This is a genomic window from Clostridium perfringens (genome assembly GCF_016027375.1).
In the GTDB taxonomy this organism is placed as follows: Bacteria; Bacillota; Clostridia; order Clostridiales; family Clostridiaceae; genus Sarcina; species Sarcina perfringens.
Window position 1 is genome coordinate 1,987,561 of record NZ_CP065681.1, and the last position, 12,279, is coordinate 1,999,839.

A 12,279-nucleotide genomic window follows, 5' to 3' on the forward strand; every position below is an offset into this window, starting at 1 on the left:
AAAAGTCTAGAGAAATTTAATTTTTTTAGGCTTTTTATTTTTATTAATTATGTGATAGAGTTTATATATACACAGTGAAAATGGGTGATTTAAGTGAAAAATGAATTAATAAAGATTTCTATAAGAAACTTAGTTGAATTTGTTTTAAGAAGAGGGAGTATAGATAGTCGTATAAAAGCATCTGTAAGAGCTTTAGAAGGAATAAAGGGACACAAGAAAATACAGAGTTCTTATTCTGAAAAGGATAGGGCTGAAGTTACCTTAAAAGAGGATATTGATTTTGAAGATTTTACTTTAAGGGTAGAAGGTAGAGCAGATGGAATATTAGAGGAAAATAAAAAAATAATTATTGATGAAATAAAAACTACTACAAAAAACGTAATGGATATAGATTATGACTTTAATGAATTGCATTGGGCTCAGGCTAAAGTATATGCTTATATATACAGCAAAGAGAAAAATTTAGACTCAATAATAGTACAGTTAACTTATTACAATGTTGAAGATTTTGGAACAAAGTTTTTAAGGAAAGAATATAGTTTTCATGAACTTAGAGAGTTTTTCTATGATTTAATAGAAAAATATAAAGAGTGGATACTTTTAGAGAAAAAATGGATAGACTTTAGAAATGATTCTATAGAAAGTTTTAATTTCCCTTTTAAGTCTTATAGGAAGGGGCAGAGAGAACTAGCTATTAGAGTTTATAAGGCTATTACAGAGGGGAAAAAATGTTTTGCAGAAGCACCTACTGGCACGGGGAAAACAATGTCTATATTATTTCCTGCCGTAAAAGCTTTAGGAGCTAAGGAAACTAACAAGATTTTTTATATAACGGCTAAAACTACCACAAGAGAAATTGCAAATAATACTTTGCGTATTATGAGAGAAAAAGGATTAAATCTAAGAAGTGTTAATATAACTGCAAAGGAAAAATGTTGCAAGATGGAAGAAAAAAAGTGTATTCCAGAATATTGCCCTTATGCTAATGGATACTTTGATAGGGTTAATATTGCTTTAAAGGAAGCACTAAAGCATAAGGAAGAATATGATTTAGAATATATAAACAAATTATCTGAGGAATATAATATTTGTCCCTTTGAATTTTCTCTTGAGCTAAGTAATTTTTGTGATGTAGTAATATGTGATTATAATTATATATTTGATCCTCAGGCTTCTTTAAAGGGAATATTAGAAGGAAAAGCCAAGGATTATACAATTTTAATAGATGAATCTCATAATCTTTTAGATAGGGGAAGAAGTATGTATTCTTCCAAAATATTTAAAGATGATTTTTTAAAGCTAAAAAGAGAATTTAAAAGTAAGGATAAGGGAATATATAACTCTTTAGATAGGGCTAATAAATATTTAATAGAAAAAAGAAAGGTTTTAGAAAATTTAGAAACTAAAAGTCTTGTAGAAAAGGAAGAACCAAGTGATTTATATGGAATTTTAAGAGGTTTTTTAGAAAAGGTAGATATTTATGAGAGTAAATCTAGTGAAGAGAATTCAAATCTTTTAGAGTTATATTTTAATGTGTATGAATTCTTAAATATATGTTCTTATTATGGAGAAGATTTTACTACTTTGTATAAATCAGATGGAAATAACTTGGAATTATCAATTAACTGTTTAGATCCATCTAGGATACTTAAAAGTATAATGAATAGGTTTAAATCAGTTATAATATTTTCAGCTACTCTTCTTCCTATGGAGTATTTTAAAGAACTTTATGGAGCACAGGAAGGAGATTATTCTGTTAATTTAACTTCTCCCTTTGATTATAAAAATAAGCTTACTATAGTTGGAAAGGATGTATCAACAACCTATTCTAATAGAAAGAGAACTCTTCCTAAAATAGTTAATTACATAATAGAATGTGTTAAAAGCAAGAGAGGTAACTATCTTGTATTTTTCCCTTCTTATGAATATATGTGGATGGTTCATGAGGAAATTAAAAAAAGAGAAGTTGATTTTAGTTTAGTAGCCCAAGGGGATCATATGAATGAAGAGGAAAAAGAAGAGTTTTTATCTTTATTTAAAGAAGGAGGAGAAAAAACACATCTTGGTTTAGCCGTTTTAGGGGGGCATTTTTCAGAGGGAATAGATTTAACCTTAGATAAACTTATTGGAGTTATAATTATTGGAGTTGGTATGCCTAAAATTTGCTTAGAGAGAGAAAGTATAAAAGAATATTATAACTCTATAGGTAAAAATGGTTTTGACTATGCCTATGTTTATCCTGGAATAATTAAGGTGCTTCAAGCAGCGGGAAGATGCATTAGAACAGAAAAAGATAAGGGGGTAGTACTTTTATTAGATGATAGATACTTTACAAATAAATATAAGAGGCTACTTCCAAGAGAGTGGTTTTTAAATATTTTAGTAGAAAGTGAAGAAGGAATTAAAAACACTTGCAAAAATTTTTGGAAGGAAGTTTAAAGGAACTGCAAAAAAATATAACAATAAACCTTATAAACATATTGAGAAAATAATATATTTCTCTAGAAAGTTTATTTACACTATTTATAAGGTTTACTAAAAATTATTTTGATACAGACTCTTTTTAATGTTATAATCATATGAAGATTTATTTAGAGGAGTTTTAAATAAGCTTAAGAAGAGACAAGTAGGTGAAGAAATGAGTGAAAATAAGTTTTTGCCAATTTGCAAAGATGATATGATAGAAAGAGGATGGGAACAATGTGACTTTGTACTAGTTACAGCAGATGCATACATAGACCATCATAGTTTTGGTACAGCAATTATATCTAGGGTTTTAGAGAATGCTGGATATAAGGTTGGAATAATAGCTCAACCAGATTGGAAGAGCGTTGATGATTTTAAAAAATTAGGTAGACCAAGATTAGGATTCTTAGTTAATGGTGGTAACATGGATCCTATGGTTAATCACTATACAGTAAGCAAAAAGTTAAGAAAGAAAGATCTATATACTCCTAAGGGGGAAATGGGTAAGAGACCTGATAGAGCTACAATAGTTTATTGTAATAAAATAAGAGAAGCTTATAAGGATGTTAACATAGTAATTGGTGGAATTGAAGCTAGTTTAAGAAGATTTGCTCATTATGATTACTGGGATAACAAGGTAAGAAAATCAATTTTAGTTGATAGTGGAGCTGATCTTTTAGTATATGGAATGAGTGAAAAGCAAATCGTTGAAGTGGCTGACTTCTTAAATCAAGGATTTGATGGAAAGTACATAAGACATATACCAGGAACATGTTACATAGCTGATAGTTTAGATGAAATCTATGAGGAGCATATAGTTCTGCCATCATTTAAAGAAGTTTCAAGTGATAAGAGAACTTATGCAGAATGCTTTAAAATTCAATATGATGAGCAAGATCCTGTAAGAGGAAGAACTTTAGTTCAAGAACATAATGGGAAATACGTTGTTATAAATAAACCAGAAATGCCTCTTTCAAGGGAAGAATTAGATAGAGTGTATGCTCTTCCATATCAAAAAACTTACCATCCTATTTATGAGAAAGATGGTGGTATAGCTGCTATTGAAGAGGTTAAGTTTAGTTTAGTAAGTTCAAGGGGATGCTCAGGAAACTGTTCATTCTGTGCAATAACCTTCCATCAAGGAAGAATTGTAACTAGTAGAAGTGAAGATTCTATAGTAGAAGAAGCTGAAGAAATAACTAAATATGATGATTTTAAAGGGTACATACACGATATAGGGGGACCTACAGCTAACTTTAGAAAGCCAGCATGTAAGAAGCAACTAACTTTAGGAGCTTGTAAACATAAAAGATGTATGTCACCAGGTATATGTAAGAACATGGAGGTAGATCATAGAGAATACCTTCATTTATTAAGAAGAGTAAGAAAATTACCAGGAATTAAAAAGGTATTTATACGTTCAGGATTAAGATATGATTATATAATGGCAGATAAGGATGATACTTTCTTTAAGGAATTAGTTGAGCATCATGTAAGTGGTCAATTAAAAGTTGCACCAGAGCATGTATCTCCAAATGTTTTAAAATACATGGGTAAACCAGCAGGAAAAACTTATGATGAGTTTAGAAGAAAATTCTTTAGAATTACAGAAAGATTAGGAAAGAAACAATTCATCATTCCTTATTTAATGTCAAGTCATCCAGGATGCAAGTTAGAAGATGCAATTATGCTTGCTGAATATTTAAGAGATATAAATTATCAACCAGAGCAGGTACAAGATTTCTATCCAACACCAGGAACATTATCAACTACAATGTTCTATACTGGATTAGATCCTTTAACAATGGAAGAAGTTTATATTCCTAGAAGTAAAGAAGAAAAGGCAATGCAAAGAGCTTTATTACAATTTAAAAATCCAAAGAATTATAACATAGTTTATGATGCTTTAGTTAAGGCAGGTAGGGAAGATTTAATTGGTAATGGTCCAAAATGCTTAATTAGAGATAAAAATAGCTTTGGGAAAGGAAATAATCATAGTAATCACAAAAGTGGTGGAAGAAAAAATAGAAATGAGAATAGCGGAAGAAGAGAGTCAGAAGATAAGAAAAGAAGTTCTCATAGTAAAAAACAAAGAGGAAACAAATCAAGAGGATTTGATCAAAAGAGCCAAAGAAGCTCAAAGGGCAAGAAAAGAAGATAATTAAATATAAGGAAGGTGGTTATTGAGTTTTTTGCTTAATAACCACTTTTTATGCATATATTTACAGTTAATAAGTAATCTTTATTTTAATGAGAATATGGAGTAATTTTTAAAAGTAAATTTAAATTTTGCTTGTTATTAAAACTTTTAATTAGGTGATATAATTAAATAATTATGATATAGTTAATAAAGAGTTAACGAAAAATGAATTATTTCTTCAAAATTTATTCATATTTTTGCATGATAATTAATAGAAATATATCAATTATTAATAAAGAGGTGACATTAACTTTGTATTACAAAATAGGTATTGATGCAGGGTCTACAACCTTAAAGTGTATAGTCTTAAATGAAGAGGACAAGATACTTTACTCAAATTATGAAAGACATTACTCTAAGGTAAGAGAAAAGCTAATCGAAGAACTAGAAAATATAAAAGGGATAATTGAGAATAAAAAATTTAAGATAGCTATAACTGGATCTGCTGGTTATGGAATTTCAAAAGAGTATAATTTACCTTTTGTTCAAGAAGTATTTGCTACAACTTTAGCTATAAAAAGATATTATGATGATGTGGATGTGGCAATAGAGCTTGGAGGAGAAGATGCCAAGATAATTTTTTTAACTGGTGGTTTTGAGGAGAGAATGAACTCAAGTTGTGCAGGGGGAACAGGAGCTTTCATAGATCAAATGGCTCACCTTATGGGGCTTACTGTAGATGAAATGGACAACTTAAGTCTTAAACATGAGAATATATATGAGATTGCTTCAAGATGTGGGGTTTTTGCTAAAACTGATATACAACCCCTATTAAATCAAGGAGCAAGAAAAGAGGATATTTCAGCTAGTGTATTCCAATCTGTTGTAAATCAAACAATAGGTGGACTAGCACAAGGAAGAAGTATTGAGGGAAAAATAATGTTTTTAGGAGGACCTTTATATTTCTGTAAGGGACTAAGAGAGAGATTCATAAAAACATTAAAATTAAAGGATAATGATGTTGTTTCTCCTGAAAATGCACAGGTTTTTGTGGCTATTGGAAGTGCTATATATTCAAAGGAAAATAATAAAAAATATGAATATGAGGAATTATTAAATATAATAAAAGAAAATCATAATGAAATATCAACTATGAATATAATAGATCCATTATTTAATTCTGAAGGAGAATATAATGAGTTTAAGGAAAGACACAAAAAAGCTAAGGTTAAAGTTAGTGATATAAATAATTATGCTGGAGAGGCATATGTAGGCATAGATGCTGGAAGTACTACAACAAAGGTTGTTTTAATAGATAAAGAGGATAATATTTTATATGAATATTATGGATCTAATAAAGGAAATCCTATTGAAGTTGTAAAAAAAGAATTAAAGCATATTTATAATATATGTGGAGAAAAAATTAAGATAATGGGTAGTGCAGTTACTGGCTATGGAGAAGAGCTAATAAAAAAAGCCTTTTCAATTGATTTTGGAATAGTAGAAACTGTAGCTCATTATATTGCAGCAAGTCATTTTAATCCTAAGGTAGATTTTATTTTAGATATAGGTGGACAAGATATTAAATGCTTTAAAATAAAGGATGGCATTGTAGCCAATATAATGCTAAATGAAGCATGTTCATCTGGATGTGGTTCATTTATAGAAAGTTTTGCTAATCAAATGGGATATGATGTAGAAACTTTTTCAAAACTTGGTTTATTTGCGAAGCATGGTGCAGATTTAGGATCAAGATGTACAGTTTTTATGAACTCATCAGTAAAACAAGCACAAAAGGAAGGGGCTACAGTAGAAGATCTTTCAGCTGGACTTTCCGTAAGTGTTGTTAAAAATGCTCTTTATAAAGTAATAAGAGCAAAAAGTCTTGATGAATTAGGAAAAAATATAATTGTTCAAGGGGGAACCATGTATAATGATGCCATCCTTAGAGCCTTTGAAAAAGAGCTTGGTATGAATGTTATAAGACCTAGTATATCAGGACTTATGGGGGCTTATGGATGTGCTCTTTATGCAAAAAGAAAAAATTTAAAGGAAAGTAAGATAATTTCTAAAGAGGATTTAGAGAGTTTTACGCATAAATCAAAAATAGCTAAATGTGGATTATGTACTAATAGATGTAATTTAACAATAAACATCTTTAATGATGGAGAAAAATATATTTCAGGAAATAGATGTGAAAAACCAACTGGTAATAAAAAATCTGAAAGTATTCCTAATATGTATCAGTATAAATATAAAAAATTAAGAGAATATGAATCATTAGATGAAGGAAAAAGAGGAACTATAGGATTACCAATGGTATTAAATATGTATGAAAATATTCCTCTATGGGCTACATTCTTTAAAGAGTTAGGCTTTAAGGTGGTTTTATCTGATGAATCAAATAAGAAGATGTATTTAAAAGGGCAACATACAATTCCATCAGATACTGTGTGTTATCCAGCAAAATTAGCTCATGGCCATATAGAAAACTTAATAAGTAAAAATATAGAGCATATATTCTATCCATGTATGAGTTATAATTTTGACGAAGGTATATCAGATAATTGTTTTAATTGTCCTGTTGTAGCTTATTATCCAGAACTTTTAAAGACAAATGTAAAAGAGTTAGATAGTAATAACTTTATGATGGAATATTTAAGCTTAAACAATAAAAAATTATTAAGCAAACAACTTTATGAGATTTTAAATAAAACTTTTGGAGATATAAAACAAAAGGAAGTTAAAAATGCTTTAGAAAAGGCTTATATAGAGTATGATAAATATACTAAGCATATAAAAGAAAAAGGTGAAGAATTTATAGAGTATGCTAAAAATAACAATAAGAAGGTTATAGTAGTAGCAGGAAGACCTTATCACATAGATCCAGAAATAAATCATGGAATAGACAAGGTTTTAAGTAGCTTAGGAATTGTTGTTTTAACAGAAGATTCTATTGAAGTAAGTCATGAAAAGCCAAAGGTTAATATATTAAATCAATGGACATATCAAGCTAGATTATATAATGCTGCTTATTATGTTGCTAAAAATAAAGATATGGAACTTATACAATTAGTTTCCTTTGGATGTGGAACAGATGCCATAACTTCTGATGAAGTTAAAGACATACTAGAGAGAAATAACAAAATATATACTCAATTAAAAATAGATGAAACTAATAATTTAGGCGCAGCTAAAATAAGGATAAGAAGCTTGCTAGAGGCTATAGCACAGGAATAGGTGATAGAATGGAAATGGAAAATAATAAAAATTTTGCAGTATTTACTAAAGAGATGAGAAAGACTCATACTATTTTAGCTCCTACAATGTTGCCAATACACTTTAAACTTTTATCTGGAATAATGAAAAAGTACGGTTATAAATTAGAATTTTTTGATGGTGATACAAATAGCGCTATTGAAGAAGGATTAAAAAGTGTTCATAATGATATATGCTATCCAGCTATGATTGTAATTGGACAACTTATGGAAGCTTTAAAAAGTGGAAAATATGACCCAGACAAAACGGCTTTAATAATGAGCCAAACTGGGGGAGGATGTCGTGCATCTAACTATATACATTTATTAAGAAAGGCACTAAAAGAAAATAACTTAGAGCAAGTTCCAGTAATTTCTTTAAACGCAAGTGGATTAGAAAAGCATGAAGGGTTTAAAATGTATCCAGGCTTATTAATAAAATGCATATATGCTCTTTATTATGGAGATCTGCTTATGTATATGTATAATCAGTGTAAATCTTATGAGATTAATAAGGGTGAAACAGATAGGGTTTTAGATAAGTGGATTGAGATTTTAAAAGAGAAGTTTGAAAGCTTAAAATATTTAAAGGTAAGAGAACTATATAAAAATATAATTTTAGATTTTTCTAAGATAGAACTAGAAGAAACTGAAAAAGTAAAGGTTGGTATAGTGGGAGAAATTTATTTAAAGTATTCTCCTTTAGGAAATAATAATTTAGAGGAATTTTTAAGAGAAGATAATGCTGAAGTTGTTATGTCTGGTGTTACAGATTTCTTTATGTATTGTCTATCTAATTCAGAAATAGATTATAAATTATATGGAATGAAAAAAGTCTCAAGTAAATTTACTAAAATTGGATGTTCATATTTAGAGCATTTACAAAATGTTATGATAGATTCAATAAAAAAATATAGTAAGTTTAGAGCACCTGCTCCATTTAAGGAATTAAAAACTTCTGTTGAAGAGTACATAGGAAGAGGAGTTAAAATGGGTGAAGGGTGGCTTATGACTGCTGAAATGTTAGAACTTATAAATAGTGGTGTAAATAATATAGTTTGTGCTCAACCCTTTGGATGTCTTCCTAATCACATAGTTGGAAAAGGTATGATTAGAGGAATTATGGAGAAACATCCAGAAGCTAATATAGTTGTTGTAGATTATGATCCATCTTCAACTAAGGTAAATCAAGAAAATAGAATAAAATTAATGTTAGCTAATGCTAAATTAAGTGAATATATATTAAATAACTAATAAATATAAGGTCTCAAATAAGGAATTGTTTTTTATTTGAGACCTTAATCTTTAATATTTTAATTTTGCAAAGAATTTTTATTAGTTTTATCTAAAAACTTGATTCTAATTTGTATAAAGAAGCAGAATATTATCATAAGTTAAAGATTAAGCTTAAAAATATCTTAAATAATATAATTTTAAGTTTAGTAAATCTAGAGTTTAATATTATAATGTATTTAAGGAATTACTATATAGGAGGGGAATATGAATATTTTAATAGCTGAGGATGAACAAGATATAAGAAATCTTTTAGAATTGCATTTATTAAAGGAAGGATACACTGTATTTAAGGCTGTAAATGGATTAGAAGCCTTAGATATCTTAAAAAAAGAACACATACATTTAGCCTTATTAGATGTTATGATGGATGGAATAGATGGCTTTAATCTATTAAAGATGTTAAGGGAATGGAGTCAGATTCCAGTTATATTTTTAACTGCTAAAATTGAGGATGATGATAAAATATTAGGTTTAGGCTTAGGGGCTGATGATTATGTTATAAAACCTTTTAAACCTGTAGAACTTATGGCTAGGATTAAATCAAATTTAAGAAGATGCTATAAATATTCTGGAGAAAATGAACTTATAAAAATAGGAAATTTAGAACTTAGCAAAGAAGGATGTACAGTTAAAAAAGATGGAGAAATAGTAACTTTAAACGCAAAGGAATTTAAAATTTTAGAAATGCTTATGAGCAACATTGGAAGAGTGTTTACTAAAAAACAAATATATGAAAATGTATGGCAAGAGGAGTATTTAGGTGATGACAATACTATAATGGTTCATATAAGCCACTTAAGAGATAAGATAGAGGAAGATCCTAAAAATCCTTGCAAGATAAAAACTATAAGAGGGATAGGATATAGGTTTGAAAAAATTTAATCTAGGAAAAAACAGATATAAGGTATCAAATATATTACTTAGGAATTATCTTAAGGTATTTTTACTTATTACTATTATAACAGCTACTATATTTCTAATTTCTTTTATTATAGGGGTTAGTATATATTTAAAAAGTGAGCCAATAGAAAATGAATCTTCTAAAATACTTGTAGGAGAAATAGAAAATAAAGATTATAACAGCATAGGTAATCAAGATTATGTAACAGAGCATGGTGGATGGATTGAAATTATAGATAAGGATTTAAATGTAATAGAAACAATTGGGGATCAAAAGGTGAAAAGAGATAATTATTCCAGTGAAGAATTCAGTAAAATTTTGGTGGATGAAATGCATGGAGTTAATATAGATGAGGATTACTTATCTTATACTGGTTATAGCAAGGAAGGGAGATTCTTTGTAATTACTAGAATACCTGAAGAAAACTTCGGAAAAATGTTTACTAGAAATCCTAAAATTGGATTTAAGATATTTGTATATATTATGATTTCTTTATATATCTTTATTTTTACAATGAGTCTAATCCTTTATTCAAAATTAACTTCTAAGACATTTACTAAACCTTTAGATAAGCTTATGAATGGAGTTAGGAAATTATCCTTAGGAGATTATTCTACTAGAATTAACATAGAAAAAAACAATGAGTTTGAGGAGCTTGGAGAGGCTTTTAATAATATGGCATCTAAAATAGAAGAAGAAAAGAAATTAAAAGAGAAATCAGAAAAGCTAAGGAAAGAATTTGTTAGAAATATAGCCCATGACCTAAAGACTCCCTTATCAAGTATAATAGGATATTCCAATATTATAAAAAACAATCCAGATATTGAAAAAGAGTCTTTACATAAATACATAAGTATAATTGAGAACAATGGGGAAAGAGCAAATGAAATGATAATGGAACTATTTGAATTTTACACACTTCAAAGTTCTGAATTTATTTTACATAAAAAATATCAAGATTTAAGCGAATTTTTAAGAAATTTAATAGCTGATTACATATATCTCCTAGAAGAAAAAGACTTTGATTTTGATTTTGAAATAAGTGAAGATGATCTTTATTTAGAATTTGATAATAAAAGACTTGAAAGAGCTATAGGCAATTTAATAATAAATAGTGTTAAATATAATAAAAAAGGAACTAAGTTTTTAGTAAGTCTAAAAAAAGAAGATGATAAGGTTAAAATAATAGTTAGTGATGATGGTATAGGTTTAAGTGAAGAAATAAAAAAACATATTTTTAATCCTTTTGTTAGGGAAGAAAAATCAAGAAATTCTAAAAAGGGTGGTTCTGGATTAGGATTAACCATAAGTAAAGAAATTGTAGAAAAACATGGAGGAACAATCTATTTAAGTGATGGTCCTTTAAAAGGATGCAATTTTGTTATAGAATTACCAATAAAATAAAAAGGCTTAGCTATTAAAGCTAAGCCTTTTTTATTATGCAGCCCTTCTTGAAGGTCTTTTACTTCTACTATATTTCTTACTTGATTTTCTCTTTTTATATGAGAATTTTCTTTTAAAATAACTATATATCATATCAGTTATGGTATGAAGACCAGAACCTAAAAATAAGGCTAAAGCCATATTACCAAATAAAACTTTATTCTTTGACATAAAATTAAAAACTAACTTTAACATTTCTGGTGTAGATATATTAATTATGGAAAAAGAATATAACAATGAAGAAATTGTTATAGGGATAATAGATACATAAAGTATTCTTATTATAGGTCCTAATATAAATCCGTGTGTAAAAACACTTCTATGTTCAAATAGTTTTTGGTATGGAATCCAAATAAACTTTAAATACCCCCATCTTCTAAATTCTCTACTTTTAATATCTAAATCTCCAGAAAACATATACCCACCAAACATATATACAGATACGCCTAATATTGTAAAGGCAAGGCTACTTCCTAAGTCTTCTAAGAAGATCATATTTATAAATAAAAAGAAAGAAGCTATAAAAGGGGTCATAATAACCGTAATTTTGTCATGTGTTTTTCCTGCTGCCAAAATATCACCCCACAAAAAAATATTTATAATAATAATATAACATATTTTGTACTAATATCACATAATTTATTACATTAACAAATTAAAACTTTTATTTTGAATTATTTTATCATAATTTATATAATAACTTAATTAATAAAAAAACTTTTAATTTTCTGATAATATTATAATAATAATAAATTATTAACTAAATATTAATAAAA

General features: G+C 28.0%; 7 protein-coding genes. 6 read left to right on the top strand and 1 reads right to left on the bottom strand.

From position 1 onward, the window contains the following. Nucleotides 1-93 precede the first annotated feature (93 nt). The 6 genes from I6G60_RS09430 (at nucleotide 94) to I6G60_RS09455 (ending at nucleotide 11,464) form a co-directional block, all read left to right on the top strand. Complete coding sequence (locus I6G60_RS09430; protein ID WP_003456445.1) at nucleotides 94-2,439, top strand: ATP-dependent DNA helicase; 2,346 nt, start codon at nucleotides 94-96, stop codon at nucleotides 2,437-2,439. Between the two features lie 199 nt (nucleotides 2,440-2,638). Next, complete coding sequence (locus I6G60_RS09435) at nucleotides 2,639-4,627, top strand: YgiQ family radical SAM protein (protein ID WP_003456641.1); 1,989 nt, start codon at nucleotides 2,639-2,641, stop codon at nucleotides 4,625-4,627. Nucleotides 4,628-4,918: 291 nt separating this feature from the next. After that, nucleotides 4,919-7,846 (top strand): acyl-CoA dehydratase activase-related protein, encoded by a 2,928-nt coding sequence (locus I6G60_RS09440; RefSeq protein ID WP_075809868.1) that lies wholly within the window; start codon nucleotides 4,919-4,921, stop codon nucleotides 7,844-7,846. A gap of 8 nt (nucleotides 7,847-7,854) precedes the next feature. Continuing rightward, nucleotides 7,855-9,117, top strand: coding sequence for a 2-hydroxyacyl-CoA dehydratase (locus I6G60_RS09445; RefSeq protein ID WP_003453604.1), 1,263 nt, complete (start codon nucleotides 7,855-7,857; stop codon nucleotides 9,115-9,117). Nucleotides 9,118-9,363: 246 nt separating this feature from the next. Continuing rightward, nucleotides 9,364-10,041, top strand: a complete 678-nt coding sequence (locus I6G60_RS09450) for a response regulator transcription factor (RefSeq protein WP_003453585.1) — start codon at nucleotides 9,364-9,366, stop codon at nucleotides 10,039-10,041. Further along, a complete protein-coding gene (locus I6G60_RS09455; RefSeq protein ID WP_049039431.1) occupies nucleotides 10,028-11,464 on the top strand; it encodes a HAMP domain-containing sensor histidine kinase in 1,437 nt (478 codons plus the stop codon). Before I6G60_RS09450 ends, I6G60_RS09455 begins: the two co-directional genes overlap by 14 nt. Before the next feature lie 33 nt (nucleotides 11,465-11,497). Here I6G60_RS09455 and I6G60_RS09460 read toward each other — a convergent pair whose 3' ends face one another. After that, nucleotides 11,498-12,076 carry a metal-binding protein gene (locus tag I6G60_RS09460; RefSeq protein WP_049039432.1) on the bottom strand — a complete coding sequence of 193 codons (579 nt, stop codon included), beginning with the start codon at nucleotides 12,074-12,076 and terminating at the stop codon, nucleotides 11,498-11,500. Between the last annotated feature and the right edge of the window lie 203 nt (nucleotides 12,077-12,279).

Excerpts from the sequence above, each read along its gene's own strand:
- I6G60_RS09445 (WP_003453604.1), top strand. The coding sequence starts at position 7,855 with ATGGAAATGGAAAATAATAAAAATTTTGCAGTATTTACTAAAGAGATG.
- I6G60_RS09450 (WP_003453585.1), top strand. The coding sequence starts at position 9,364 with ATGAATATTTTAATAGCTGAGGATGAACAAGATATAAGAAATCTTTTA.
- I6G60_RS09435 (WP_003456641.1), top strand. The coding sequence starts at position 2,639 with ATGAGTGAAAATAAGTTTTTGCCAATTTGCAAAGATGATATGATAGAA.